The following is a 25,906-nucleotide window of genomic DNA, read 5'->3' on the forward strand; positions in this document are numbered from 1 at the left end:
GCCCTCAGGGGGGAGGGGGGGAACAGGACGACGCCTTTGGCCTGTTCCTTGTTCGATTGCCTGCCGCGCGGATCAGAAGATCGCATCGACGACGAGATACACCGTGCCCACGGTCGCGGCATTGAAGAGTGTTTTGACGGCGATGGGCAGCAAGTCGGTTGCGTTCCCTTGTCAGTGTTTCGGACCGGCGGCCTTCGCGCCGCCCTTCAGTTCACCAATGCACGGACCTGCCGCTCGGGTTCAGCGCCGCTCTGCGGCCTGCCGCGAACCTACCACCATTCGCCCCGCCTGCACGCGCAGGACGCCCTTGGCGAGAAGGAAAAGGCCCCGCCCGGCCTGGAGGAGGAGCCGGACGGGGCGCGTGACGCATCGTCCCGTGTGGGAGGCGGATGGGGGCCGACGCGAGCTTGTCGCCAGACCGGGGATCAGCCCGGCAGGAACACGCCATCGGTCGCGTGGACCATGCCGTTCGAGGCTTCGACATCGGCCTTCACGACTCTGGTCTGGCGCCCGGCGGCGTCGGTGATCACGATCTCGTCGTCCATCGCCATGGCGGTGAGCGTGCCGCCCTGGACGGTCTCGAGCGTGGCCGAGCCCCCGCCCTGACGGACGAGGTTCATGAGATCGGCGCTGGTCACCTTGCCGGGCACCGCGTGATAGGTCAGCACTGCCTGCAGGGCGCCCTTGTTCTCGGGCTTGAGCAGGGCTTCCACGGTTCCTTCGGGCAGCGCCGCGAAAGCGTCGTCGACCGGCGCGAAGACGGTGATCGGGCCGGGGCCGGACAGCGTTTCGGCGAGTTCGGCGGCAACGACCGCCTCGACCAGCGTGTCGTGCATCCCGGTGCTCTTGGCGATGTCGACGATCGTGCCGGTTTCCATCTGGGCGACCTTGTGCTGATCGGCGGCGGCCGGGGCAGCGGTCAGCGCGGCGAAGCCGGTCGCCGAGGCGATCCCGGCGAGAAGGGCGGCTTTGAAACTGTTCGGGGTCAGGCGCATGTGCAAACTCTCCTTGATGACGCAAGCTCTCCCGATCTTGCCGCGAAACTACGCACGGGGGGCAGGGTCGGATGCGGCGCCAAGGCGTTTATCGGGGGAGATTGCGGCTTTGCGCGATGCCTCGTGCCTCAGCCACGTCGAGGCGTGCGGCCTCGGGCGGGGCGCGGGGCCTCAGACTTCGGTGAAGGAGCCTTCGGCCACGACCGGGCCGGCATCGACGCCTTCGGGCTTGCCGCCCAGCGGTTCGCGGGTGAGCAGCAGGCCCGCCCCTTCGGCGAGGTTGCGACCGATTTCCTGCGGGAGCTTCATGCTGCGGATCTCGCCCGGTTCGACCACGCCGAGCGATAGCAGGTCGCCGCCGCCCGGCGGGGCGAGCCACAACTCGTGGTCATGCACGCCGTCGGGGGTGAGCCCGATCGCGGCGATCACCATGCGCTCGCTTTCGGGGATCCAGGTCACGTCGAGCCGCAGCCCGGTGTCGCCGATCGGCACGGTCGCGACCAGCGGATCGGCCTGCGCGACTGGCGGCGTCTCGACCGCGCCGCCCGGCGCGGGGGCAGGCGTGTTCTCGGGCGAGAACACCATCAGCGCGAGCGCCACCGCCGCCGCGAGCGAGGTCAGCCCGGCAGTCCATTGCCAGCGGCGCAGGCTGTCCTTCAGTTCGACGACGTTCACGTCCGATGCGCTGCCGCCGGGGCGGTCCGCCTCGGCCCGGGTGGCCCTGATCGCGTTGACCCGCGCCTCGATCCGCTGCCACACCTCGCTCGACGGCATGGCGGGGGGCACTTCGTCGAGCAGTGGGGCGAGCCGCTGTTCCCATTGCCGCACCTCTGCGGCGAAGGCGGGATCGCTCGCCATGCGACCGCGCGCCGTCAGCAGCGCCTCGCCTTCGAGCAGGCCCAGCGCATATTCGGCCGCCAGCACCGGGCCGCCGCCCGGTTCGCCTTTCGCCATGTCCTGCCCGGCGCTCATTCGCCCTTGTCCAGGCATTCGCGCAGCCTGAGCAGGCCGCGCCGGATCCAGCTTTTCATCGTGCCCAGCGGCACGTCGGCGCGGCTCGCCAGTTCGGCATAGGTGAACCCGTCGAAGAAGGCCGCGCGGATATTGGTCGCGGCGTTGTCGTCGAGCGTGCCGAGGCAGGTATGGACCCGCGCCGCGCGCTCGGCATCGATCAGCAGGTCGTCGGCGAGCGGCGCCTCGTCGGGCAGGGGCGCGGCCTCCTCAATCCCGACAGCGCCCCCCCGCACGCGGCCCACGCGCAGGCGGTCCACCGCGCGGTTGCGCGCGAAGGTCGCCAGCCACGAGATCGGGCTCGCGCGGTCGGGATCGTAGCGGTCGGCCCGCTGCCAGAGATTGACATAGACATCCTGCAAGGCGTCCTCGGCCTCCTTCCTGTCGCCCAAGATACGCAGGCATATGCCGTATAGCTTCACGTGCGTGGCGGCGTAAATCTCCTCCAGCGCGGCGCTGTCGCCGCGTGCCAGCCGCACCATCGCCGCGCGCAGATGGTCGCGGGCGATCGCGGCCTGGCTCGCCGCGTCCTCGGAAGGGTTGCGCCGGGCCATCAGCAGGGGTGCTCGCAGGCCGCGGTTTCGTCGCGCTCGACCTGGATGGTCGAATGGCCGATGCCGAACCGCGCGCGCAGCGAACGGGCGGCGTCGCGCAGGAAGGCGTCCGAGCCTTCGCCCCGCGGCATGACGAGGTGGGCGGTGAGCGCGGTTTCGGTGGTGGACATGGGCCAGACGTGCAGATCGTGCACCGCCGTCACCCCGTCGAGCGCGCCGAGGTGGCGACGCACTTCCTCGACGTCGATCCCCGCGGGCGCCGCGTTGAGCCCGAGCTTCACGCTGTCGCGCGCGAGACCCCAGGTCGCCCAGGCGATCACCGCGAGGATGGCGAGGCTGGCGAGCGGATCGATCAGGGCGATGCCGCTCCACCAGATCGCGAGCCCCGCGACGACCACGCCCAGCGAGACGAGCGCATCGGCCGCCATGTGAAGATAGGCCCCCTTGATGTTCAGATCCTCCTGGCCGCGCATGAACAGCAAGGCTGTCAACGAGTTGATCGCGACTCCGATCCCGGCGACGATCGCCATGACCGCGCCCTGCGGTTCGGACGGTTCGAACAGCCGATGCGCGGTCTCGAGCAGGATCGCCCCGACCGCGATGGCGAGGAGGAGCGCGTTGGCGAGCGCGGCGAGGATGGTCGAGCTCTTGAAACCATAGGTGAAGCGGCCCTGCGGCGGGCGCTTGGCGGCTTCGGACGCGGCCCAGGCGAGCAGCAGGGCGAGCACGTCGGACAGGTTGTGCCCCGCATCGGCGAGCAGCGCCATGGAATCGTAGAGCCAGCCCGCCGCCGCCTCGACCACGACGAAGACCGTGTTGAGCGCGACGCCGATCGCAAAGGCCGGTCCGAAATCCTTCGGCGCATGGGAATGCCCGTGCCCATGCCCGTGCCCGTGCGAATGGGCAGGGCCGGCGTGGCCGTGCGAATGGTCATGTGAATGCGCGAAACCCATCGCGCCTATCCATAGACGCAGGCGGCGAGCCCGTCACGCCTGACGATCCCGATGCGCCGTTCGATGCTGTTGCCGTGCCGGGCAAGCCAGCCGGAGGGGGAGCGCACCTCGCGCTTTTTCGGAGCTGGCAGCGCGGCGGCCATGCGGCTCGCCTCGTCGGGGGTGAGGCGGGCGGCGGAATGGCCGAAATAGCGCTGCGCCCCGGCTTCGGCGCCGTAGGTTCCGATGCCGGTTTCGGCGACGTTGAGATAGACTTCCATGATGCGGGCCTTGCCCCAGACAAGCTCGATCCAGAAGGTGAACCACGCTTCGAGGCCCTTTCGGAACCAGCCGCCGCCCTGCCACAGGAAGACGTTCTTGGCGGTCTGCTGGCTGATCGTGGAGGCCCCGCGCACGCGGCCGGTTTCCTCGCGCTCGCGCAGCGCCTGTTCGATCGCCTCGGTGTCGAAGCCGGAATGTTCGCAGAACTTCGAATCCTCCGCGGCGATGACGGCATAGACGAGGTTCGGGTCGATGCCCGCGAGGCTTTCCCAATCCTTCGTGATGCCGTTCTCGTCCATCACCATGGTCGCGGTGACGGGGACGGGAATCCACTTGAAAACCAGCACCAGCAGCACCGTGAGCGCGACGAAGCCGACGATGATCTTCGCGGCAATGCGCGCGAGGGTGAGGAGCATGGGGCTTCCTTAGCGCGGCGGCACGGCGCGGGGAACGGCGATCTTTGCGAGTGCGGCGCGGCGGGCTATGCCATGTGCGATGCGGCGTATGTTCGTCCTCGCTGCGATGCTCCTTGCCGCGCCCGCGCTGGCGGAGGACGAAAAATACGTGTTCGAGGCCGAGCTTATCCACGCGCCGGTTCCGCTCTACACATTCGACTGGAAGCAGGTCTGGCCGCGCGGGATGGTCCCGGACGCCGATACCATTGCCGGCTGTGCCAGCCGGGTCGCCTTCGGCGACTGGCGCTTCACGCCGAACCTTGAGGACGAATACGCTGATCCGTGGTGGCTGAGGGTAAGGAACTACGGCGTGTTCCATTGCGCGGCGAACCTGCTGGAGGCGGACGAGCGCGAGGAGCTCGGAGAAGGCGAATTTTCGCGCGGCCTGTTCGCCATGATCGGCGAGGGCAGCACGGACGGGCGCGCATGGGAATTGTGGGTGCTGCAGAAGGGCTTCGTGCCCGGCAGCGCCTACGTGCTGCTCGCTCGGGAGGCCGAGGGGGGCGATCTTGTGCGGCGCTTCACCATCCTGCAACGCCGCTGCCCGCGCGGAAGCGTGCGCGAGGCGAGCGGGATGGATGTCTGGACCACTCGCTATTGCGCTGTCGAAAGCCGGGCGGAATTGCTCGCGCTCGCCAAGCGGATGCTGCGCGAAAAGCCGCTCGGCACACTCGAACGGGTCGAGGACACAAACGAAGAAGGGCCGGACACCGAGGCATCCGACCCTTCCGATTGATTCTGCGTTCTGACGCTTACGCGACGCCCGGCAGCAGCCTTTCGCCCGCGATCCGCTGCATCGCCTTCTGCAGTTTCTCGAAGGCGCGCACCTCGATCTGGCGGATGCGTTCGCGCGACACGTCGTAGACCTGCGACAGCTCCTCGAGCGTCTGCGGCTTGTCCGTCAGGCGCCGTTCGGTGAGGATGTGCTTCTCGCGCTCGTTGAGGGCTTCCATCGCCTCGATCAGCATTTCGTGGCGCACGTCGGCTTCCTCGGCCTCGGCGACGAGTTCGTCCTGCAGCGGGCGGTCGTCGGTCAGCCAGTCCTGCCATTCGCCCGAGCCTTCTTCGCCCCCGCGCATCGGCGTGTTGAGCGAGCCGTCCCCGCCCATCATCATCCGGCGGTTCATGTTGATCACTTCCTGTTCGGGCACGCCGAGATCGGTCGCGATCTTTTTCACGTCTTGAGGGCTGAGGTCGGTGTCCTCGTAGGCTTCGAGCTGCTTCTTCATCCGCCTGAGGTTGAAGAACAGCTTCTTCTGCGCGGCGGTCGTGCCCATTTTCACGAGGCTCCACGAGCGCAGGATGAATTCCTGGATCGACGCCTTGATCCACCACATCGCGTAGGTCGCGAGGCGGAAGCCGCGATCGGGTTCGAATTTCTTGACGCCCTGCATCAGGCCCACGTTGCCTTCGGAAATGAGGTCGGACACGGGCAGGCCGTAGCCGCGATAGCCCATCGCGATCTTGGCCACGAGCCGCAGGTGGCTGGAGACCAGTTGCGCGGCGGCTTCGGGATCCTCATGTTCCTGGTAACGCTTGGCCAGCATGTATTCCTGCTCGGCCGTGAGGACGGGATATTTCTTGATCTCGGACAGGTAGCGGTTGAGGCTCTGCTCTCCGCTGAGCGCCGGGACCGAGGGGGTCTTGGTAATGCTCACTTTCAACGGACCTTTCTGTTGTCGACCGCTTTTGCCGGACCCCTGATGGGCATCCGGCCGTTCGGGTCACAGGTTGGCTTATACATGATGGGCGCGCATCCGTGTGCGCTTTTCATCGATCAAAACGATCCAGTTCGTCGATCAGTTCCTGCATGTCGGGCGGCAGAATGCTCTCGAAACGGACCCTTTTGCGCAAGATCGGGTGCATGAAACCCAACTCGGCCGCATGGAGCGCCTGGCGGGCGAAGCCGAGCCGGGCGATCAGGGGCCTGAGGGGTTTCGGAGTGCTCCCGTAGAGCGGATCCCCCAATAGCGCGTGGCCGATTGACGCACAGTGAACGCGCACCTGGTGAGTGCGGCCGGTCTCCAGCCGGCATTCGGCCAGCGCGGCGTGGGCGAACGCGCGCAGGACACGGTAATGCGTGACCGCGTGCTTGCCGCGCGAACTGCCCTCGGCGAGCACCGCCATCTTCTTGCGGTTCGCGTCCGAGCGGCCGATCCGGCCCGCGATCGTGCCCTCGACCGGGCGCGGCACGCCTCCGGTCACGGCAAGATAGCGGCGATGGACCGAATGTTCGGCGAATTGCGCGGCAAGGCCTTCGTGCGCGGCGTCGGTCTTGGCGACCACGACAAGGCCCGAGGTGTCCTTGTCGATCCGGTGGACGATGCCGGGCCGCGCGACCCCGCCGATCCCCGAAAGACCCGGCCCGCAATGGTGCAGCAGCGCGTTGACGAGCGTGCCGTCCAGATTGCCCGCCGCCGGGTGGACGACCATGCCGGCGGGCTTGTCGACCACGAGGAGGTGCTCGTCCTCGTAGGCGATGGCGAGCGGGATCGCCTGCGGGCGGGCCTCGGGCCGGGCCGCCGGGGGAAGCGTGATGCGGAAGGGCGTGCCCGCCGCGACCTTGGCCGAGGCGCCGCTCGCCGTTGCGGCGCCGACCTCGACCGCGCCCTGGCCGATCAGCGCCTGCACCCGCGCGCGGCTGAGCCCGCTCGCTTCGGCCAGCGCCTTGTCGAGCCGGTCGGGAGCGGCAATGGTGCCGGTGATGATTTCGCGCTCTGACACGGGTAGGGCCATGCGCCATGCGATGTGAGGTGACAAGACGGGCGGCGGACGCGATGCTGGCGGCGGCGCGCGCGGCGCATCCGTTCGAGGCCTGCGGGATCCTGCTCGGTGCGGGCTCGCGGATCGACGCCTTCGTCCCTGCGGCCAATGTCCACCCCGACCCCGCGCGCCGTTTCGAGATCGACCCCCAGGCCCTGATCGATGCCCACCGTGCCGCGCGCGCCGGCGGGCCCGCCCTCGTCGGCTATTTCCACTCGCACCCGCAAGGCCCGGCCGCGCCGTCCGCCACCGACCGCGCGATGGCGGCTGGGGACGGGCGGATCTGGGCCATCGCGGGAGGGGACGCGGGGGTGTGCGACCTCGCCTTCTTCCGCGCCGCGCAAGACGGTTTCGAGACGCTTTGCAGCGCGATAATCGAAGGCTAAGGTCGCCCGCATGACCTCGCAGACCGATCTCGCGGCGCTTTTGTGTTCGCGCCTGTGCCATGACTTGCTCTCTCCGGTCGGCGCGCTCTCGAACGGGCTCGAACTGCTCGCCGACGAGCAGGACCCGGAAATGCGCGAACGCTGCATCGAACTGCTCGAGGCGAGCGCGAAGATCAGCACCGACAAGCTCAAGTTCTTCCGCCTCGCTTTCGGCGCCGCCGGGGGCTTTGGCGAAAGCGTCCCGATCGAGGAGGCGCAGCAGGTAATCGGCGCGCTCGCGGGCGAGGCGCGGAAGGTGGAGATCCAGTGGGCCATGGCGACAAGCAGCCTGCCCAAGCCCGCGATCAAGGTGCTGCTCAACCTTTCCCAGATCGCGCTCGATGCGCTGGTGCGCGGCGGCCGGCTCGACATCGGGACGGAACGGCTGGAAGGCAATATCGAGATCGTGGCCCGCGCCACCGGCCCGCGCATCGCCTTCGACGAGGCGATCGGCCGCGCATTGCAGGACGAACTGCAACCGGGCGAGCTGACCAGCCGCACCGCGGCGGCGCACATGATCGCGCTGCTCGCCGACGAGCTCGGCGGCGGGCTGCAATACCGCCTCACCGAAGAGGCGCTGGTGCTGGGCGCGGTGATCCCCGAACCCGACGGAATGATCGGGTGACCGCCCCGCCGAGCGTCCCCCCGGGCGGCCCGGTACCGGCCCCGCGCGGGATCCCGCCCGAAGGCATGCGCGGGGGCGAGCTGGTCCATGCCATCGTTCCCTCGCCCAATTTCAACGAGCGCGCGCTGCCGATCACGATGGTGGTGCTGCACTACACCGAGATGCAGCCGGTCGAACAGGCCCTGGGCAAGCTCATCAATCCCGAATCCGGCGTTTCGGCGCATTACCTCATCAGCGAGACCGGCACCGTCACCCAGCTCGTGCCCGAAAGGAAACGCGCCTGGCACGCCGGGGTGTCCTGCTGGCGCGGGATCACCGACGTCAATTCGGCGAGCATCGGGATCGAGCTCGACCATCCGGGCCACGCCGGGGGCTACCGCGAATTCAGGGAGGCCCAGTTCCGGGCGCTCGTCCCGCTGCTGGCCGCGATCGTGGAGGATCACGACATCCCGCGCGCCAACGTCGTCGGCCATTCCGACGTCGCGCCCGCGCGCAAGATCGATCCGGGCGAGCTGTTTCCGTGGGACCGGCTGGCCGAATACGGGCTGTGCCTGCCCAAGCCGGAAAAGCTCGACCTCGGCGACCCGTTCCAGAACGACGGGGCCTTCATGCTCGCGCTGGAGCGGTTCGGTTACGACATCACCGATGCGACCGCGGCGGTCGAGGCGTTCCAGCGGCGCTGGCGGCCCGAACTGATCGACGGGGCGATCGACGGACAGATCGGCGCGATCCTGTTCCAGCTCCTGCTCGACCGCGACCGCGGCCTGACGCGATAGGGCTACCCTTCGCCGTCCCTCGCGCCTATATCCGCCCGGTCAGGGGGCCAGGCAGCCGCGCGCCGCAGGGCGCGAGGAAAGTCCGGGCTCCACGAAACGAGGGTGGCGGGTAACGCCCGCCGGCCGAAGGGTCCGCCCCGAGGTCAGGGAAAGTGCCACAGAGAGCATACCGCCGATGGCCCGCGCTCCTTCGGGAGCCAGGGGGCACAGGCAAGGGTGAAAGGGTGCGGCAAGAGCGCACCGGGGCTGCCGGCAACGGCGTCCGCATGGCAAACCCCACCCGGAGCAAGGCCAAATAGGGGCCTCGCGTCCGTCCTTCGCGGCGGGCAGGGGAGTTTCGCCCCGAGAGGCCCGGGTTGGCTGCTAGAGCCGTCCGGCAACGGGCGGCCCAGATGAATGGCTGCCCCCGCGGCGCCGGTCCCGCAAGGGATACCGCGCGCGGGACAGAACCCGGCTTATTGGCCCCCTGACGTTTCCTGCTTGGCTGCTTTCGGGTGGTTTTGGCTTCCCTGCCGGTTCAGCCTGCGGCTGTGCTTCGCAACCGCTGCTTGAGGGCTGGGCGCGCTTGCGGCATGACGGCGCTATGAGAAGTCCCGGCCAGCCCGCCCGCTCCCTTGTCCAGCGCCTCGCGGTGGTGTTCGCGGTGGTGGTGCAGGTCGGTGCGACCTTCCTGCCCGATCTCGGCCTCGGCGAGGAGATCGGCGATCGTTCGGCCAGCGTCCGCACGCTGATCACGCCGTCGGGCTGGGCCTTCGCGATCTGGGGGCCGCTCTTCCTCGGCAGCGCGGCGTTCGCTCTGTGGCAGGCGCTCCCGGCGCAGCGCGACAATCCGCTGCTCGCGCGGATCGCCTGGCCAGCGGCCGTCGCGCTCGCCGCGCAGGGGGTCTGGGCGCTCTACACCCAGTTCGCCAATCTCACGTTCGTCTCGGCGCTCATCATCCTCGTCTCGCTCGCCGGACTGCTCGCCTGCCTGCGTGCGCTGTCGGCAGCGGAAAGGCTGTCGGCGGGCGAACGCTGGTTCGCCGCGCTGGTGCTGAGCGCGCTGGCGGCCTGGCTGACCGCGGCCAGCATCGTCAACATCTCGGCGAGCCTCGTCTATCACGGTATCGGCGGAGGCTCCGCCAACCCGCTCGCCGCGGCGGCGATGGTCGGCGTGGGCGGTCTCGTCGCGGCGCTGGCGGTCGCACGCAGCCGGGGCAATCCTTGGTACGCGCTGGTGTTCTGCTGGGCCCTGGCGGCGATCCATGCGCGCGGCGGGCAGGAGGCGGAGAGCATCGCCATCGCCTGCTTCGCGAGCGGCGCGCTGGTCCTGGCGGCCGCGCTGTTCGGGCTGGCCCGGCCCGCCAATCGCCGCCACTGGCTGGGCGTCTAGACCCGCCCGACGCTGGTATAGGCGAACCCCGCCGCGCGCACGTCCTCGGGGTTGTAGATGTTCCTGAGGTCGACCAGCACCGGCGCCTTGGCCAGCTCCTTCATCCGCTTGAGATCGAGCGCGCGGAAGGCGTCCCACTCGGTCACGATCACGGTCGCATCGGCGCCGGTGATCGCCTCGTAGGGGTCCTTGCACATCGTGACCTCGGGCATCAGCGGGCGGGCGAGTTCCATGCCTTCGGGATCATAGGCCGCGACCTCGACCCCGGCATCGTGCAGCGTCTGCGCGATCGCGATCGAGGGGCTGTCCCTCATGTCGTCGGTGTTCGGCTTGAAGGTCAGGCCAAGGAGGGCGACCTTCCTGCCGCGCGCCGCCTCCGCCCCGCCGAGCGCGTCGACGACCTTGCGGCCCATCGCGCGCTTGCGGCTTTCATTGGTCTTGACCACCGCCTCGATGATGCGGGTGGGGCTGTCGTAATCCTCGGAGGTCTTGAGGAGGGCCAGCGTGTCCTTGGGGAAGCACGATCCGCCATAGCCGGGGCCAGCGTGGAGGAATTTCGGGCCGATGCGGCCATCCATCCCGATCCCGCGGCTGACGTCCTGCACGTTCGCGCCGACCTTCTCGCACAAATCCGCCATCTCGTTGATGAAGGTGATCTTGGTCGCGAGGAAGGCGTTGGCGGCGTATTTGATCAGCTCGCTGGTGCGCCGCGAAGTGAACAGGATCGGCGATTCGTTCAGGAACAGCGGGCGGTAGACCTCGCTCATCACCTGCTTGCCGAACTCGTCCTCGGCCCCGATCACGATGCGGTCGGGCCGCTTGAAGTCGCCGATCGCGGCGCCTTCGCGCAGGAACTCGGGATTGGAGACGACCGAGACCTTGTGCGGCGTCCCGGTCTCGCCGATGATCCGCTCGACCTCGTCACCGGTGCCGACCGGGACTGTGGACTTAGTGACGACGACAGCATCGTTCGCAAGCTTCTCGCCGACTTCCTTCGCAACGGCGTGGACGAAGGTGAGGTCGGCATGGCCATCGCCTCGGCGGCTGGGCGTTCCGACCGCGATGAAGATCGCGTCGGCGCCCTTGATGCCCTCGGCGAGGCTGGTGGTGAAGGCGAGCCGCCCGGCCTTGACGTTGCTTTCGACCAGCGCGTCGAGCCCGGGCTCGTAGATCGGCATCACGCCTTCGTGCAGGCGGTCGATCTTGGCTTGGTCCTTGTCGATGCAGACCACGTCATGCCCGAAATCGGCGAAACAGGCGCCAGATACGAGCCCGACATAGCCCGAACCCACCATCGCGATCTTCATCAGTACCGTTCCCCCGGGCGCGCGCGGCGCCGCCAGCCTGCCATCCTTGTCACGCGGCGACCTTTCGCGGCGGGGCTATCGCGCCCTGTCCCCGTGGAAGATTTCCACCGGCCCCGAATCCTCGCGGCAGGTCTGGATGACCCGCCGCTGGTCGCCCTCGAGCACGAGGGCCGTAAGCACACCCGAGCGGAAAGCGCCAGTGTCGATTCCGATTCGGTTGCCGCAATCCATCACCCGGTCGAAAATCGTGTGGCCGTGCACCACCACCTTTTCCAGCGGGCCCTCGTGGTCGAGGAAGCGGTCGCGGATCCACAAAAGGTCGCTGCGCTTCTGCTCGTCGAGCGGGCGGGCGGGATCGACCCCGGCATGGACGAAAACGTAATCGCCCGCGACGATCATCTCTTCGAAGGAGGCGATGTAGTCGCGCTCCTTCCGGGAGACGAGTTCGGGCAGGAATTCGAACAATTCCTCCAGCTCGAGCGTGTTGAACCGCTTGCGCGAAAGGCCGTAGGACAGGATCGTCTCGCGCCCGCCGTGCTTGAGGAAATGGCGCAGGATTTCGGGCTTTTCGAAGGCCTGGAGGAACATTTCCTCGTGATTGCCGGCGAGCACGCGGACGTTGCGCCGGGCCTGCCAATCCCGGGTCAGGGCAAGCACGCCCGCGCTGTCTGGCCCGCGGTCGACAAGGTCGCCCAGGAGGATGATGCGCGCTTCGTCGATGTCGGCCCGGGCAAGGTCCGCCTCGATCGCGTCGACCATCGTCTCGAACAGGTCGAGCCGGCCGTGGATATCGCCGATGACGTAATAGCGCGTGCCGGCCGGGACCCGCGGGGCGGGAACGGCCGGGGCGGGGCGAAAGAAGTCCTTGAGCGCGTTCAGCATGGAATCGGCAGACGGTGCAGGGGGGACGGGGACGCACGAAGCGGCAAGGATCGATCGATCGTCGCCGCCGCGGACGGGTGGGCAACCCTTGGGCTTCGGGACCGTTCCGGGCTAGAGAGCGATGCAGCCGGATCGGAGCGTCTGTTCATGAGCGGCCATTAAGCGGCTTGCGACTGAACGGCAACTGAGCAAGGGGCACGGGCGCTCCGTCGTGCGACACGCTTCGTCGACGGAATCGGGCGTTCCGGCGAAATGCGCCGCCGGATGCGGGACGAAAAGGAAGGGAATGCCGATCGTGAGGACAGCGACGAGAGCGGGGATGGAACGACCGGCGCGCCCGGAAGGCCGCAAGCCTGCCGGGCGCCGGCGCGCCTTCACGTGGTCCATTCCGGCGGCATTCGCCGCGCTCGCCGCCGCTCCCGCGGGCGCTTCGGGGAGCGAATCGCCTGTGGCGGAGGTGCCGCGGGAGCAGGACGAACGCGCCGCGCCGGTCCTCGTCGCTCCGGCCCGCGCGCCGATCGGCGGCGAAGACGGGGGATGGGGCGCGGGAGGGGGCGAAGGGCGCGCGGCAAGCGCCATCTCGGGCGGGGGCCTCACCGTCAGCGCCAACGCGACGATCGCGAGCGCATACCGCTTTCGCGGGATCGACCTGTCGGGCGGCGACCCGGCGTTGCAGGGCGGCATCGACATCGCGCACGATTCGGGCTTCTACGCCGGCACCTTCGCCACCACGATCGACGACGACACGACCGGCTATGGCGGCTTCGAACTCGACCTCTACGCCGGTTGGAGCGGCGACGTGGCGGAGGGGCTCGACGCCAATCTCGGCGTCATCGCCTACACCTTTCCCGACGCGCCGGCGGGCGACTTCGATTATGTCGAGCTTTACGGCTCGCTCGGCTTCACGCTCGGCCCGGCGCGCGCGGTCGTGGGCGGGGCGTGGGACGTCGGCCGCGACGGGCTCGCCTTCGGCGGGGTGCGGCGCGACAACCTTTATCTCTACACCGACCTGTCGGCGGGCGTTCCGGGGACGCCGGTGACGGTCAACGCGCATCTCGGCTACACCGACGGGGCCGTGGATTTCGCAGGCGAGAACGTGTCGCTCGACTGGTCGCTGGGCGCGGACTGGGCGATCCGGGACACGCCGCTGGTGCTCGGCGTCGCCTATGTCGACGCGGCCGACGATGTCGCGCCGCCGGGCGCCTTCAATCCGACCTCGGGGACCGTTCTCGCCACGCTGACGGCCTATTTCTGAAGCCCGTTCATTCGAGCGAGAAGCTGACCGTCGTCACCACGCGCACCTTCTTGTAGGGGCTGTCAGACTGGCCCCAGCCGCCGCTTTCGCCGTCGCGCGCCTCGATCGAGAAATAGCCCTGCGTCGCCTCCCTGATCGAGCCGACCTTCGCGCCCGAATCCTCGGCGAATTGCTGCGCGGCGGCGCGCGCGTCGCGGGTCGCCTCGGCGACCATTTCGGGCTTGATGTCGTTGAGCCCGGTGAAGGCATAGCTCATGCCCGAGCCTTCCTCGAGGAACACGCCGCGCCGCACGAGATCGAACTGTCGCGCAACCGCCTGCCGGGCGCGTTCGATGTCCTCCGTCCGCAAGGCGAGGCGCTGGCGCACGGTGTAGGTGGTGCGGCCGTCCTGAACGAAGCTCGACACGTTCGCGCCGGTTGGCTGCAATTCCCCGGCCGGAAAGCCTAGGTCGGCGAAGAAGGCCTCGATCGCCTCGGTGTCCGAACGCGCCTTGGCCTGCGCCTCGCCGAGGCTGGTGGAGGAGGCAGAATAGGAAATCGTCCAGGTCGCGAGGTCCGCGGTCACGTCGCGTTCGGCAAGGCCCCGCACCGTGACCGCGCGGTCCGCCTCCTTCGCGCGCAGCAGCCCGTCGCCGAGCAGGTATCCGCCCGCGATCATGCCGAAAGCCGCGATCGCCGCCGTCCCGAACCAGCGCATGTTCGCCGCCTGCGCACCCGTTTCCCCAGCCATCCTGCCCTCCGCCTGCCTGTGCGACGAGATGTGCGCAATCGCCGATGAACCGTTTTTGAACGCGTGCTAGAAGGGCCGACGAAACCGTTGAGGATGCCGATGACCAAATATCTCCATTCCATGATCCGCGTGACCGATCCCGAAGCGACGGTCGCCTTCTTCGAGCTGATCGGACTCGAGGAAGTGCGCCGGTTCGATGTCGAGCAGGGGCGTTTCACCCTGATCTTCCTCGCGGCGCCCGGGCAGGAGGGGCTGGCCGAGGTCGAGCTCACCTGGAACTGGCCGCCCGAGGACGGGAGCGAGCCCGAAACCTATGACGGCGGGCGCAATTTCGGCCATCTCGCCTACCGGGTGGAGAACATCTACGAGACCTGCCAGCGCCTGATGGATGCGGGCCACACGATCCATCGCCCGCCGCGCGACGGCTACATGGCCTTCGTCAAATCGCCCGACGGGATCTCTGTCGAACTGCTGCAGGACGGCCGGCTCGAACCGCGTGAACCCTGGGCCAGCATGGAGAATGTCGGCACGTGGTAGCCTGCGCCGCTCCCGGCCCGCGCCGGAACCTGTGCTTCGCATGGTCCGTTCCGGTCGCGGGGGGCGGGAGAAGCGAGAGGAGAAATGCCATGCCGGCCAAGTCGAAAGCCCAGCAGAAAGCGGCCGGAGCCGCCCTGTCCGCCAAGCGCGGCGAGACCAAGGTTTCCGAGCTCCAGGGCGCCTCGAAGGAAATGTATGACAGCATGAGCGAGGAGGAGCTCAAGGACTTCGCCGAAGGCCCGCGCAAGGGCAAGCCGGAGCATGTCGACGACGATGACTGACCCGGCCTAGTCGTCCCTCGTGAAGGTCGCCCAGCGGTCGCGTTTCGGCAGGCCTTCGCGGATGTCGTCGGCAGGGTTGGGGTCGATGCAGTTCCCCTGCCGGTGAAGATGCGCCTTGGCGATCATGTTCGCCGTGATCGGTGCGGCGATGAACAGGAAGATGGTGATGAGCAGTTCGTGGAAGGTGTAGCGCCCTTCGTGGACCGGCCAATAGACCATCGAGGCAAGCAGGATCCCGCCGACGCCGAGGGTCGTCGCCTTGGTCGGCCCGTGCAGCCGCGTCATCAGCGAAGGCAGGCGCACCAGCCCCCAGCTTCCGACCAGGGCGAACGCGGCCCCGATCAGGATCAGCGCGGCGATGACGGCATCGGCGATCTGGATTGCCAGCGGGCTCATTCGACGATGTCCCCCCGCAGCAGGAACTTGGTGTAGGCGACCGTCCCGACGAAACCGACCATGGCGAGCAGCAGGCTCGCTTCGAAATAGTAGGTCGATCTTTCGTGGATGCCGTAGAGCACGATCAGCGCGATCGCATTGATCAGCATGGTGTCGAGCGCGAGAATGCGGTCGCCGCGCGTCGGACCCAGCAGCAGGCGCCACAGGTTCAGCACCAGCGCGAACGCGATGATGAAGAACCCCGCGGAGACGGCGAAATCGATCATCGGAAGATCCTCCTCAGCCGGGCCTCGTAGCGGGACTTGATCCGCGCGACGGCCTGTTCGTGGTCATCGATGTCGAGCGCGTGAACCAGCAGCATCCGCCCGCAGGCGGACACGTCGGTCGAGACCGTGCCGGGCGTCAGGCTGATCGTGCCCGCAAGCGCCGTGATCGCCTCGGGCTGTTCGACCTCGAGCGGGATGACGAGCCAGGCGGACCTCAGGTCCCGGTCGCGTTTGGTCAGGATGATCCAGGCGACCTCGAAATTGGCGACCACGATGTCCCACAGCACCACCAGCAGGTATTCGACCATCGCCCAGCCGAATCTCAGCCGCGGCTTCTCGCGCCAATAGGGCGAGGTGAAGAGCGGGATCGCCACGGCGACGATCGCCGCCATGATGACCGAACCCCAGGTGAGGCTGTTCGACAGAAGCACCCAGAACACCGCGAGCAGGCCCGAAAGCCCGGGATGGGGGAAGAGCCGCTGCATCACCGGTACCCCGCTCCCCGTTCTTCGCCCGCGCCCAGCACCGCCTCGATATAGGAGGTGCGCTCGAACAATTGCGCGCTCGTGGCGGCGGCGTAATCGGTCACCGGCCCGGCGAACAGCGCGAGCGCGGCGACCAGCGCCAGGAGGCCCCAGGCAGGCGCAGTTTCGGCCCGGCGGCGGCGCAGGGGGGGTGCGCCGGGCTCGCCCTCGACCTTCCAGAACAGCGTGCTCCCGGCGCGGGCGAGGCCGAGAATGGCGAAGAAGCTCCCGCCCAGCACCGCGCCCCAGATCCACGGGGCAAGCGGCGCCCCGGCGCTCGCAGCGAGGATCAGCACCTTGCCGATGAAGCCCGAAAGCGGCGGCAGGCCCGCGAGCGCGATGGCCGCGAGCATGAACAGCGCCGAGACCTGCCCGATCCCGGCAAACGGGCGGGAGGCGCGCAGGTGGTCCTCGTCCTCGCCCCGCCCGCGCCGCACGAGGTCGGTGACGAGGAAGACGAGCCCCCCGGCCAGCACCGAATGAGGCATGTAATAGAGCGCCGCGGCGATCCCCTCGGGCGTGAACAGGGCGACCGCGAGGAGCAGCGTCCCGGTCGAGCCGATCACGCCGAAGGCGGCGAGGCGCCTCAGGTTGCCCGCCGCGAGCACGCCGAGATAGCCCGCGAGGATCGTCAGCATGGCCGCGGGCAGCATCCAGCCCGCCGGGGCGAAACTCGCCGCGCCCGCTTCCGCGCCGAAGATCAGGACCGTCACGCGGATGATCGGATAGACGCCCGCCTTGGTCAGGATCGCGAACAGCGCCGCGACCGCGGGACTGGTCGAACCATAGGTCTGCGGCAGCCACAGGTGGAGCGGAAGCAGCGCAGCCTTCAGGGCGAAGACCGCGATCAGCAATTGCGCCCCCACCCGGATCAGCGCCTGGTCGCCCGCCGGGGCTTCGGCCACGCGCAGCGCCATGTCCGCCATGTTGAGCGTCCCCGTGACCCCGTAGAGCAGGCCGACCGCGACGAGGAACAGCGTCGAACCGACCAGATTGACGATGACGTATTTCACCCCGGCATGAAGCCGCCGTTTCCCCTGCCCGTGCAGCATGAGGCCGTAGGAGGCGATCAGCAGCACCTCGAAGAAGACGAACAGGTTGAACAGGTCGCCGGTCAGGAAGGAGCCGTTGATGCCCAGCAGCTGGAACTGGAACAGCGGGTGGAAATGCACCCCGCGCCGGTCGAGCCCGGTGAGGACGGCATGGGCCAGCACGACGACGCCGAGCACGCTGGAGAGCAGCACCATCAGCGCGGAAAGCCGGTCGAGCACCATGACGATGCCGAAAGGCGCCGGCCAGTCGCCCAGTTCGTAGGTCGAGACCGTCCCGTCCCGCGCGGAGACGAACAGCGCGATCGCGCTGGCGAGGATCAGCAGGGTCGAACCGCCCGACAGCAGCCTTGCCCAGTGCGACAGGCGCACGCCGCGAAACAGGCACAGCGCCGCGATCACCGCGGGCAGCAGCACGGGCACGAGGACGATGTCGCTCATTCCCGGTCCTCGCGCGGGAGGGCGAGGCCGTCTTCGCGGGGCGGTGGCTCGTCCGGTCCGTCATCGACATGGTCCGAACCGCTTTCGAGATAGGCCCTGAGCGCCAGCACCACGACGAAGGCGGTCATGCCGAAGCTGATCACGATCGCGGTCAGCACCAGGGCCTGCGGCAGCGGATCGGTGTATTCGGCGACGTCCTTGCCGTAGATCGGCGGGCGGTTGACCGTCAGCCGGCCCATCGCGAACAGGAAGACATTGATCGCATAGGACAGCATCGCGATGCCGAGCACGACCGGGAAGGTCCGCGTGCGCAGGGTAAGATAGACCCCCGCCGCGGTCAGCACGCCGATCCCGCTGGCGACGAGGAATTCGATGCTGAGGGAGAGGATCATGCGTGCTCTCCCTTTGGCCGGGAGGGGTCGATGTCCATCGGGTGCTCGGTAGGTTCGAGCTTTTCCGCGCGCTGCGCCGCGCCCGACAGCTGGGCAAGCGCGAGCATCACCGCGCCCACGACCGTCAGCGCCACGCCGATGTCGAACAGGAGCGCGGTGGCAAGCTCGACCTCGCCGACCAGCGGGAGCTGGAAATAGTCGAAGGCGGAGGTGAGGAAGGGCTTGCCGAACACGAGCGAGCCGAGCCCCGTCGCCGCCGCGATCAGCACGCCCCACGAAATCAGCGCATGGCGTTCGGTCCGGCGGCGATCCTCGGCCCACTCGAAGCCGGACGCCATGTACTGGATGAGCAGCGCGATCGAGAACACCAGCCCCCCGATGAAGCCCCCGCCCGGCAGGTTGTGCCCGCGCAGGAAGATGTAGAGCGCGACGACCAGCGCAAGCGGCAGGATCAGTCGCCCGGCCACGACCAGCATCATCGGGTGGCGTTCGGGCGAACGGACCTGGTCGGGAATCCAGGCGAGCAGCCGCTGGCCGGATTCGCCGCGAACGGCGGTCTTGAGCAGCGCATAGATCCCGATCGCCGCGATCCCCAGCACGATGATCTCGCCGAAGGTGTCGAAGCCGCGGAAATCGACCAGGATGACGTTGACGACATTGGTCCCGCCCCCGCCGGGCTTCGACTGCGCCCAGTGGTAGGACGAGATCGGATCGTTCGCAGGCCGGGTCATGACTTCATAGGCAAGCCACGCCACGCCCGCTCCGACCATGCCCGCCAGCGTCCCGTCGCGCACGCGGCGCGGAAGGGAACTGATCGAACGCGGGGCCTTGGGCAGCAGGTTGAGAGCGAGCAGCAGCAGCAGGATCGTCACCACCTCGACCGAAATCTGCGTCAGCGCGAGGTCGGGGGCGGAGAGGTAGACAAAGGCGAGGCCGACGACGAGCCCGACGATGCTGATGTAGATAAGCGAGAGGAAGCGGCGCGTCTCGGACAGGACCACCGCCACCGCGCCCGCGACCAGGATCGCCCAGGCGATCACCGCGACCGGCGAGGCCGGGAGCGTCGCGCGCGTGCCGGCGGCGTGCTCGCCCGCGCCCATCCCCTCGATCCCGAGCGCCAGCGCGGCGAGGAAGAAGACGAACAGGGTCCGCGTCAGCGATCCCGTGTGGATGCCGTCGGTGACGAACCGGCTGGCGCCCACCAGCCGTTCGATCCCGGTGTCGAACAGCCGCTTGGCGACGGGGAGGGGAAGGCCGCGCCAGACCCGCTCGGCCGGGCCGTGCCGCCACAGCAGCACCGCGCCGCCCGCGACGGCGAAGACGCTCATCAGGAGCGCGAGCGTGAAGCCGTGCCAGAGGCTGAGATAGTAGTAGGGCAGGTTCTCGTCCTGCACGACGGCGCGCGAAACGCTTTCGACGAGGCTTCCGGCGAAGGTCGTTGGGAACAGGCCGATCAGCGCCACCAGCGCGACCAGCACCGCGGGCGGACCCCACAGCCCGATGCCGGGATCGTGCGGGGACCTGGGATAGTCTTCGCGCCGCGGCCCGAAATAGACGCCGTGGACATAGCGCAGGGAATAGGCCGCCGACAGCAGCGAGCCCAGCGTCACCGCGACGGGCAGCAGCCACGGTATCCCGGCCCAGGCGGTGTGCGTCGCCTCCTCCAGCATCATCTCCTTGGAAATGAAACCGTTGAGCGGGGGTATGCCCGCCATCGAAAGCCCCGCGATCGTGCCCGAAACGCCCGCGATCGGCATCAGGCCGATGAGCCCGCCGAGCCGTTTCAGGTCGCGCGTGCCCGCATCGTGATCGACGATCCCCGCGTTCATGAACAAGGCCGCCTTGAAGGTCGCATGGTTGACGATGTGGAACACCGCGACCACCGCCGCCATTTTGGTGCCGAAGCCCAGGAGCATCGTGAGCAGGCCAAGGTGGCTGACCGTCGAATAGGCGAGCAGGCCCTTGAGGTCGTCCTTGAACAGCGCGATCGCCGCCGCGACCACCATCGTCACCACCCCCGTCGTCGCGACGAGGTAGAACCACAGGTCCGTCCCCGCGAGCACCGGCCACAGCCGCGCCATCAGGAACACGCCCGCCTTCACCATGGTTGCGCTGTGGAGATAGGCCGAGACCGGCGTCGGGGCGGCCATCGCGTGGGGCAGCCAGAAATGGAACGGGAACTGCGCCGACTTGGTGAAACATCCGAGCAGGATCAGCACCAGCGCCACGGGATAGAGCGGCGAGGCCTGCACCGCCTCGCGCTGGCCGAGGATCGCGGTGAGGTCGTAGGTCCCCGCGATCGTGCCGAGCAGGACCATCCCCCCGATCAGCACGAGCCCCCCGCCGCCCGTCACCGCGAGCGCCATGCGCGCGCCCTGCCGGCCTTCGGCCTTGTGCCCCCAGAACCCGATCAGGAGGAAGGAGGAGAGGCTGGTCATCTCCCAGAAGACGAGCATGAACAGGATGTTGTCCGACAGGACGATGCCCAGCATCGCCCCCTGGAACAGCATCAGGAAGGCAAAGAACCGGCCCGAATCCTCCCGGTCCGAAAGGTAGAAGCTGGCATAGGCGATCACCAGCACGCCGATCCCGAGGATGAGCCCGGCAAAGAGCAGGCCGAGCGGGTCGAGGAAGAAGCTCGCATCGAGCCCGAGCGCGGGGATCCAGCGGTAACGCTCGGCGATCACCTCGCCGCCGAGCACGCCGGGCGCACGCAGCAGCACCAGCGCGAGCGCCAGCGCCGCGAAGCCACCCGCGATCGCCCCGTTCACCCGGCGTGACGCCCCGCCCCCCGTCGCACCCCCCGCGAGCGCAACCCCGAGCGCGCCGAGAAAGGGGAGGAGGGCAATCGTCAGCAGGTCCAAGATGACGCTCCGGGTGTCGGGTCGGTTGCTTCGGGTGACGGGCGACGGGAAGAGCGTGGGCGCGCCTCCGCCGGGTGGTCCTTCGCGCATCGCATCTGCCGCGTCAAAGTCAAATTCCGCTTTCCCCGGCCTGGTCCCGGCTCCGGCCGGCGGCGTCAGGCGGGAATAATGCAACGCGCACTTGCAGGGTTCCGGCCGCCTCGCGCAATTCGTGTCAAGTCGAAAGGCCCGAATCACCCAACCTGTTGCAAGCACGGGATTGCGGCGGTAAGTTAACCTAAGTTGGGGAGGGTCGCCTTGACGTTGGATGAGCTGGGTTTCTGGCAGGTGCTGGCGTTGCTCCAGCACGAGTTGCTGCTGTTCGCCGCGGTGTTTTTCCTGATCGGTGCGCTCGACGACATTGCGGTCGATGCGCTCTGGCTCCGGCTCAAGCTGCGCGGTCGGGCGACGACGCCGCGGCTCGATCGGGACGATCTGCGCGCGCGCCGGCTGCACGGGCGGGCGGCGGTGTTCATCCCGGCCTGGTCCGAAGCCACGGTGATCCGCGAAACGCTCGCCCACCTCCTCGCCGCCTGGCCGCAGGCGGACCTGCGGGTCTATCTCGGGTGCTACCCCAACGACCCGGCGACCATGGCCGCCGCGATGCGGGCCGCGCCCGGCGACGACCGGCTGCGGATCGTGCTCCACGAACGCGAAGGCCCCTCGACCAAGGCCGATTGCCTCAACCGCCTGTATCGCGCGCTGTGTGCGGACGAACAGCGCCTGGGCGAAAGCTTCGCCATGATCGTCTTTCACGATGCCGAGGACATGGTCGATCCCGCCGCGCTCGGCCTGCTCGACCTCGCGATCGCGCGGGGCGCGGATTGCGCGCAATTGCCGGTCGAACCGCTGGTCCAGCGCGAGGGCGGGTTCCTCGCCCGCCATCTCGGCAGCCACTACTGCGAGGAATTCGCCGAATCCCACGGCAAGGCGATGGTGGTGCGCGACGCGATCGGGGCGGCGCTGCCCGCGGCCGGGGTCGGCTGCGCGGTGTCGCGCGACGCGCTCGAGCGGCTGTGCGAACGCCGCGCCGGGAGCGGGCAGGAGGCGGCGCCCTTCAACGCGGATTCGCTGACCGAGGATTACGAGCTCGGCCTCGGCATCGCCGAATGCGGCGGGGACTGCCGCTTCGTGCGGGCGCGCGGCGAGGACGGGCGGCTGATCGCGACGCGCGCGCTGTTTCCCGCCCGGCTCGACCATGTCGTGCGCCAGAAGACGCGCTGGATTCACGGCATCGCGCTGCAGGGCTGGGACCGGATCGGCTGGACCGACCGCTGGCTCGAGATCTGGATGCGCGGCCGCGACCGCCGCGGTCCGCTCACCGCGCTGGTGCTGGCGCTCGGCTATGCCCTGCTCGCGCTGACCGGCGTGCTGTGGACCGCGCAGGCGTTGGGGCTTGCCGGGCCGCTGACCCTTACGCCTCTACTCGAGGCGCTGCTGATCGCCAATCTCGCGACCTTCGCCTGGCGCGGCGCGTGGCGCTTCGCCTTCACCGCGCGGGCCTACGGGGCGGGCGAGGGGCTGCGCGCGGTGCTGCGGATTCCGCTCGCCAATGCGGTCGCGATCATCGCCGGCCGGCGGGCGGTCACCGCCTATGCGCGGACCCTCGCCGGGCGCGCGATCGAATGGGACAAGACGCCCCATGCCGCCCACCCGGCGTTCTATCCCGGCGTGCGCACCCCGGGACGGCCGCCTCATTTCACCGCGACCCGCAGCCCGCGCCGGATGCCGAACCCGCGCGCGCGGCAGGCGGGCGGGGATGCGTCGGGGCTGGCCGCCTCGTGACGGGCGCGCCTTTCGCAGGGGAGGCGCGGCGCCCGCGCCGGCGCGGGCGCCCGCTCGCGGTGCTGACCGGGTTGCTGGCGGTGTGGGTGGCGGGCCGCGCGGCGGTGTGGGAAAGTCCGCTTGCCGTGCCCGGCGCGCCGCCGTCCGCCGTGCTGGCCGAACGCGGCGCGACCGGAGCAGCCTTGGTTTCGGCGGACATCGCGTCCCCCGAGCGCACACCGCAGCCCGCCGCGGCCGGGCCGACCGCGCCGCCGCCGACCGCGCTCGCCGCGCGCGCCGGCAAGGCTCGCGCGAGGTCGATTTTCGGGCGGGACGCGAGGGGAGGGGGCGCGCCCTCCGATGCCGCGCCCGCCGCGGCCCACCGCGAACTCTTCGCCGCACCGGTGCGGGCGGGTTCCACCGGCAATCCGCCACCTTTCGCGCCGCCCTCCGCCGTGCCGGGCCGCGCCGACGAACCGGCGGCGGCGCACCTCACCGAAGCGCGCCCGGTGCGCGCTGATCGCTGGTCGCTCGATGCCTGGGCGTTCTGGCGCGAGGGGTCGGACGCCGCGCCGATCTCGCAGGGGCGCGTGCCGATCTACGGCGCGAGCCAGCTCGGCGCGAACCTGCAATGGCGCGCGCGCCCGTCCTCGCCGCACGATCCGCGGGCCTATGCCCGGGCCTATCGCGCGCTCGTGCGCCGGGGCGAAAGCGAGCTTGCGCTCGGGGTCTCGGCCCGGCCGCTGCCGCGCCTGCCGGTGCGCGCCGCGGGCGAAGTCCGAGTCACCGACGGGCCCTTCGCGACCGAATTGCGCCCGGCCGCCTTCGCCGTGACCGAATTCGCGCCGCTGCGCCTGCCGTTCGACCTCACGCTTGAGGCCTATGCCCAGGGCGGCTATGTCGGCGGGGAGGCGGCGACCGCCTTTGCCGATGGGCAGGCGGTGCTGGCCGCTGAGGTCGCCGCGTTCGATTCCGCGCTTTTCGGGCGCTCGCGCCTCAGCCTCGGGGCAGGCGCCTGGGGCGGCGCGCAGGAGGGGGCGAGCCGGGTCGATGTCGGCCCGACCATGCAGCTCGACGTGCGGGTCGGCGAGGTGCCCGCGCGCCTTTCGGTCGGGTGGCGCGAACGCGTCGGCGGCGATGCCGCGCCCGCTTCGGGGGTCGCCGCGACGCTTTCGACCCGGTTCTGACGCGCACCCGCCCGGACGACACCGAAACGGCGCAATCCCTGCCGCTCCCGGCATCTTTCAACCGTCTTCCCGCTGGGCTAGGGCGAAGCGCATGGACGTCTACCTGCCCATCGCGAATCTTTCGGTGAACGGTCTTTTCATCGTGCTGCTGGGCGGGCTGACGGGCATCCTTTCGGGCCTGTTCGGGGTCGGTGGCGGGTTCCTGACGACGCCGCTCCTGATCTTCTATGGCATCCCGCCCACGGTCGCGGCGGCATCGGCGGCGACGCAGGTGACGGGGGCGAGCGTGTCGGGCGTGCTTGCCCACGGAAAGCGGGGCGGGGTCGATTACCGGATGGGCGCGGTGATGGTCGGCGGCGGGGTGATCGGCGCGCTGATCGGGGCGCTGCTGTTCCGCCTGCTGCAGGCGCTGGGGCAGATCGACGTGGTCATCAACATGCTCTACGTCCTCATGCTGGGCACGATCGGCTGGCTGATGATGCGCGAGGCGATCTCCGCGCTGCGGCCGGGCAGGAACGCGGCCGATACCCAGCCGAGGAAGCGCCGCCATCACCCGCTCGTCGCGGGGCTGCCGTTCCGCTGGCGCTTCTATGCCTCCGGTCTCTACATCTCCCCCCTCGCGCCGTTGATCCTGGGCATGCTGGTCGGCATCCTGACCATGCTGATGGGCGTCGGCGGGGGGTTCATGCTGGTCCCCGCGATGCTCTACATCCTGGGCATGAGCGGGAATGTCGTGGTCGGCACCTCGCTGTTCCAGATCCTGTTCGTGACCATGGTGACCACCATGACCCATGCGCTGACGACCAAGGCGGTCGACATCGTGCTCGCGGGGCTCCTGCTCGTCGGCTCGGTCATGGGCGCGCAGTTCGGGACCCAGATCGCGATGAAGGCGCGCCCCGAATTGCTGCGGCTGGTGCTGGCGGGGATCGTGCTCTTCATCGCGCTCAGGATGCTCTACGGCCTTGGCGTGCAGCCCGACGAGATCTACACGGTCGACCCGCTGTGAGGCGATCATCGGCGGCCCTCCTGCTCGCGCTCGCAGCGCCGTTCCTGATGGGCCAGCGCGAACCGGTGCTGGTGCCCGAGGTGAGCCAGTCGCGGATCGAGGTGAGGCAGGGTTTCACCGGCGCGAACCTGCTGCTCTATGGCGCGATCATCGACCCCGAGGGACCCGGCACCGGCACGGGCTACGACATCGTCGTCGTGCTCAAGGGGCCGACCGAACCGCTCCGCATCCGCGAGAAGGAGCGGATCGCGGGCATATGGATGAACGCGGGCTCGACCGATTTCCGCTCCGCTCCGTCCTTCTTCGCGGTCGCCTCCTCGCGGCCCGTGGAGGAGATCGTCGATCCGCTCACCGCCGCGATCTACGAACTCGGCACGGATTTCATCCAGCTTTCCCCCACGGGCGAGATCGATCCCGAGGAACAGCGCCGCTTCGCCCGCGGCTTGGTCGAGATGCGGCGGCGCGACGGGCTTTACAAGCAGGACCCGGACGGGGTCCGCATCAGCGAGGGCGTGCTCTACCAGGCCCGCATCGCGCTGCCGTCCAACGTCACCACCGGGCAATACACCGCCGAAACCTTCGCCATCGCGGGCGGGCGCGTGCTGGCCTCGGCGACCGCGGAGATCACGGTCGTCAAGGCCGGGCTCGAAGGCCGGGTGGTGGCCGCGGCTGAGCGCTGGTCGCTGCTCTACGGACTGGGCGCGATCGTGCTGTCGGTGGCGATGGGCTGGATCGCGGGCCGGCTCTTCTCGCGCACCTGAACACGGCCCGCCGCGCGGCCTGGCGGGCCTTCGTT

28 protein-coding genes and 1 other RNA gene are annotated in these 25,906 nt (G+C 69.1%); 13 read left to right on the top strand and 16 right to left on the bottom strand.

The window, feature by feature from the left end:
* Positions 1-425 precede the first annotated feature (425 nt).
* From BLU08_RS14120 to mtgA, 5 genes are all read right to left on the bottom strand, one after another.
* Positions 426-995 carry a fasciclin domain-containing protein gene (locus BLU08_RS14120; protein WP_090200466.1) on the bottom strand — a complete coding sequence of 190 codons (570 nt, stop codon included), beginning with the start codon at positions 993-995 and terminating at the stop codon, positions 426-428.
* A gap of 171 nt (positions 996-1,166) precedes the next feature.
* Complete coding sequence (locus BLU08_RS14125) at positions 1,167-1,967, bottom strand: anti-sigma factor domain-containing protein (RefSeq protein WP_233996007.1); 801 nt, start codon at positions 1,965-1,967, stop codon at positions 1,167-1,169.
* Complete coding sequence (locus tag BLU08_RS14130; RefSeq protein WP_090200467.1) at positions 1,964-2,560, bottom strand: sigma-70 family RNA polymerase sigma factor; 597 nt, start codon at positions 2,558-2,560, stop codon at positions 1,964-1,966. Before BLU08_RS14130 ends, BLU08_RS14125 begins: the two co-directional genes overlap by 4 nt.
* Positions 2,560-3,513 (bottom strand): cation diffusion facilitator family transporter, encoded by a 954-nt coding sequence (locus tag BLU08_RS14135; protein WP_090200470.1) that lies wholly within the window; start codon positions 3,511-3,513, stop codon positions 2,560-2,562. Before BLU08_RS14135 ends, BLU08_RS14130 begins: the two co-directional genes overlap by 1 nt.
* Before the next feature lie 5 nt (positions 3,514-3,518).
* Positions 3,519-4,190, bottom strand: coding sequence for a monofunctional biosynthetic peptidoglycan transglycosylase (mtgA, locus tag BLU08_RS14140; protein WP_090200472.1), 672 nt, complete (start codon positions 4,188-4,190; stop codon positions 3,519-3,521).
* Between the two features lie 88 nt (positions 4,191-4,278).
* Here mtgA and BLU08_RS14145 point away from each other — a divergent pair, with 88 nt between their 5' ends.
* Complete coding sequence (locus BLU08_RS14145) at positions 4,279-4,965, top strand: hypothetical protein (protein WP_090200474.1); 687 nt, start codon at positions 4,279-4,281, stop codon at positions 4,963-4,965.
* A 16-nt stretch (positions 4,966-4,981) separates the two neighbouring features.
* On the opposite strand, the gene rpoH is transcribed toward BLU08_RS14145, so the two are convergent.
* Together rpoH and BLU08_RS14155 are read right to left on the bottom strand one after the other, a co-directional pair.
* Entirely contained in the window at positions 4,982-5,881 is a 900-nt protein-coding gene (rpoH, locus tag BLU08_RS14150) for an RNA polymerase sigma factor RpoH (protein ID WP_090201475.1), read from the bottom strand.
* Positions 5,882-5,999: 118 nt separating this feature from the next.
* The gene (locus BLU08_RS14155) at positions 6,000-6,953 is read right to left on the bottom strand and encodes an RluA family pseudouridine synthase (protein ID WP_233996008.1); all 954 of its coding nucleotides are present in this window, start codon (positions 6,951-6,953) and stop codon (positions 6,000-6,002) included.
* 29 nt (positions 6,954-6,982) lie between these two features.
* On the opposite strand from BLU08_RS14155, the gene BLU08_RS14160 reads away from it, so the two are divergent.
* The 5 genes from BLU08_RS14160 (at position 6,983) to BLU08_RS14180 (ending at position 10,190) form a co-directional block, all read left to right on the top strand.
* Positions 6,983-7,378: a M67 family metallopeptidase gene (locus tag BLU08_RS14160; RefSeq protein WP_369816801.1), complete on the top strand. Its 396-nt coding sequence runs from the start codon at positions 6,983-6,985 to the stop codon at positions 7,376-7,378.
* 10 nt (positions 7,379-7,388) lie between these two features.
* A complete protein-coding gene (locus BLU08_RS14165) occupies positions 7,389-8,042 on the top strand; it encodes a histidine phosphotransferase family protein (protein ID WP_090200481.1) in 654 nt (217 codons plus the stop codon).
* A gap of 65 nt (positions 8,043-8,107) precedes the next feature.
* Positions 8,108-8,818: an N-acetylmuramoyl-L-alanine amidase gene (locus BLU08_RS14170; protein WP_090200483.1), complete on the top strand. Its 711-nt coding sequence runs from the start codon at positions 8,108-8,110 to the stop codon at positions 8,816-8,818.
* Between the two features lie 39 nt (positions 8,819-8,857).
* Positions 8,858-9,292: RNase P RNA component class A (gene rnpB, locus BLU08_RS14175), an RNA gene on the top strand.
* A 109-nt stretch (positions 9,293-9,401) separates the two neighbouring features.
* The gene (locus BLU08_RS14180) at positions 9,402-10,190 is read left to right on the top strand and encodes a hypothetical protein (protein WP_090200485.1); all 789 of its coding nucleotides are present in this window, start codon (positions 9,402-9,404) and stop codon (positions 10,188-10,190) included.
* On the opposite strand, the gene BLU08_RS14185 is transcribed toward BLU08_RS14180, so the two are convergent.
* A complete protein-coding gene (locus BLU08_RS14185) occupies positions 10,187-11,497 on the bottom strand; it encodes a UDP-glucose/GDP-mannose dehydrogenase family protein (protein ID WP_090200487.1) in 1,311 nt (436 codons plus the stop codon). The genes BLU08_RS14180 and BLU08_RS14185 overlap by 4 nt on opposite strands.
* Positions 11,498-11,572: 75 nt before the next feature.
* Positions 11,573-12,379 carry a metallophosphoesterase family protein gene (locus tag BLU08_RS14190; protein ID WP_090200490.1) on the bottom strand — a complete coding sequence of 269 codons (807 nt, stop codon included), beginning with the start codon at positions 12,377-12,379 and terminating at the stop codon, positions 11,573-11,575.
* 295 nt (positions 12,380-12,674) lie between these two features.
* Here BLU08_RS14190 and BLU08_RS14195 point away from each other — a divergent pair, with 295 nt between their 5' ends.
* Positions 12,675-13,634: a TorF family putative porin gene (locus BLU08_RS14195; protein ID WP_157674573.1), complete on the top strand. Its 960-nt coding sequence runs from the start codon at positions 12,675-12,677 to the stop codon at positions 13,632-13,634.
* Positions 13,635-13,641: 7 nt separating this feature from the next.
* On the opposite strand, the gene BLU08_RS14200 is transcribed toward BLU08_RS14195, so the two are convergent.
* The gene (locus tag BLU08_RS14200; RefSeq protein WP_172801044.1) at positions 13,642-14,364 is read right to left on the bottom strand and encodes an SIMPL domain-containing protein; all 723 of its coding nucleotides are present in this window, start codon (positions 14,362-14,364) and stop codon (positions 13,642-13,644) included.
* A 99-nt stretch (positions 14,365-14,463) separates the two neighbouring features.
* On the opposite strand from BLU08_RS14200, the gene BLU08_RS14205 reads away from it, so the two are divergent.
* Positions 14,464-14,901 carry a VOC family protein gene (locus BLU08_RS14205; protein WP_090201478.1) on the top strand — a complete coding sequence of 146 codons (438 nt, stop codon included), beginning with the start codon at positions 14,464-14,466 and terminating at the stop codon, positions 14,899-14,901.
* An 89-nt stretch (positions 14,902-14,990) separates the two neighbouring features.
* Entirely contained in the window at positions 14,991-15,182 is a 192-nt protein-coding gene (locus tag BLU08_RS14210; protein WP_090200497.1) for a DUF3008 family protein, read from the top strand.
* A 6-nt stretch (positions 15,183-15,188) separates the two neighbouring features.
* Here BLU08_RS14210 and BLU08_RS14215 read toward each other — a convergent pair whose 3' ends face one another.
* From BLU08_RS14215 to BLU08_RS14240, 6 genes are read right to left on the bottom strand one after another with little or no spacing between them, the layout of a single operon-like run.
* Positions 15,189-15,578 (bottom strand): Na+/H+ antiporter subunit G, encoded by a 390-nt coding sequence (locus tag BLU08_RS14215; protein WP_090200500.1) that lies wholly within the window; start codon positions 15,576-15,578, stop codon positions 15,189-15,191.
* Complete coding sequence (locus BLU08_RS14220) at positions 15,575-15,844, bottom strand: K+/H+ antiporter subunit F (protein WP_090200503.1); 270 nt, start codon at positions 15,842-15,844, stop codon at positions 15,575-15,577. The genes BLU08_RS14215 and BLU08_RS14220 overlap by 4 nt, the downstream gene beginning before the upstream one ends.
* Positions 15,841-16,329: a Na+/H+ antiporter subunit E gene (locus tag BLU08_RS14225; RefSeq protein WP_197676875.1), complete on the bottom strand. Its 489-nt coding sequence runs from the start codon at positions 16,327-16,329 to the stop codon at positions 15,841-15,843. Before BLU08_RS14225 ends, BLU08_RS14220 begins: the two co-directional genes overlap by 4 nt.
* Positions 16,329-17,858 carry a monovalent cation/H+ antiporter subunit D gene (locus tag BLU08_RS14230; protein ID WP_090200508.1) on the bottom strand — a complete coding sequence of 510 codons (1,530 nt, stop codon included), beginning with the start codon at positions 17,856-17,858 and terminating at the stop codon, positions 16,329-16,331. The genes BLU08_RS14225 and BLU08_RS14230 overlap by 1 nt, the downstream gene beginning before the upstream one ends.
* A complete protein-coding gene (locus tag BLU08_RS14235) occupies positions 17,855-18,232 on the bottom strand; it encodes a Na+/H+ antiporter subunit C (protein ID WP_090201480.1) in 378 nt (125 codons plus the stop codon). Before BLU08_RS14235 ends, BLU08_RS14230 begins: the two co-directional genes overlap by 4 nt.
* A 14-nt stretch (positions 18,233-18,246) precedes the next feature.
* Positions 18,247-21,114, bottom strand: a complete 2,868-nt coding sequence (locus tag BLU08_RS14240; protein ID WP_172801045.1) for a monovalent cation/H+ antiporter subunit A — start codon at positions 21,112-21,114, stop codon at positions 18,247-18,249.
* 297 nt (positions 21,115-21,411) lie between these two features.
* Here BLU08_RS14240 and BLU08_RS14245 point away from each other — a divergent pair, with 297 nt between their 5' ends.
* The 4 genes from BLU08_RS14245 (at position 21,412) to BLU08_RS14260 (ending at position 25,871) form a co-directional block, all read left to right on the top strand.
* The gene (locus tag BLU08_RS14245; protein ID WP_090200512.1) at positions 21,412-22,938 is read left to right on the top strand and encodes a glycosyl transferase family protein; all 1,527 of its coding nucleotides are present in this window, start codon (positions 21,412-21,414) and stop codon (positions 22,936-22,938) included.
* On the top strand, positions 22,935-24,104 hold the full coding sequence (locus BLU08_RS14250; protein WP_090200515.1) for a hypothetical protein: 1,170 nt from the start codon (positions 22,935-22,937) through the stop codon (positions 24,102-24,104). The genes BLU08_RS14245 and BLU08_RS14250 overlap by 4 nt, the downstream gene beginning before the upstream one ends.
* 91 nt (positions 24,105-24,195) lie before the next feature.
* A complete protein-coding gene (locus BLU08_RS14255) occupies positions 24,196-25,110 on the top strand; it encodes a sulfite exporter TauE/SafE family protein (RefSeq protein ID WP_090200517.1) in 915 nt (304 codons plus the stop codon).
* 47 nt (positions 25,111-25,157) lie between these two features.
* Positions 25,158-25,871 (top strand): TIGR02186 family protein, encoded by a 714-nt coding sequence (locus tag BLU08_RS14260; RefSeq protein WP_090200519.1) that lies wholly within the window; start codon positions 25,158-25,160, stop codon positions 25,869-25,871.
* The last annotated feature ends 35 nt before the right edge of the window (positions 25,872-25,906 follow it).

The organism is Erythrobacter sp. HL-111 (assembly GCF_900105095.1).
GTDB lineage: Bacteria > Pseudomonadota > Alphaproteobacteria > Sphingomonadales > Sphingomonadaceae > Erythrobacter.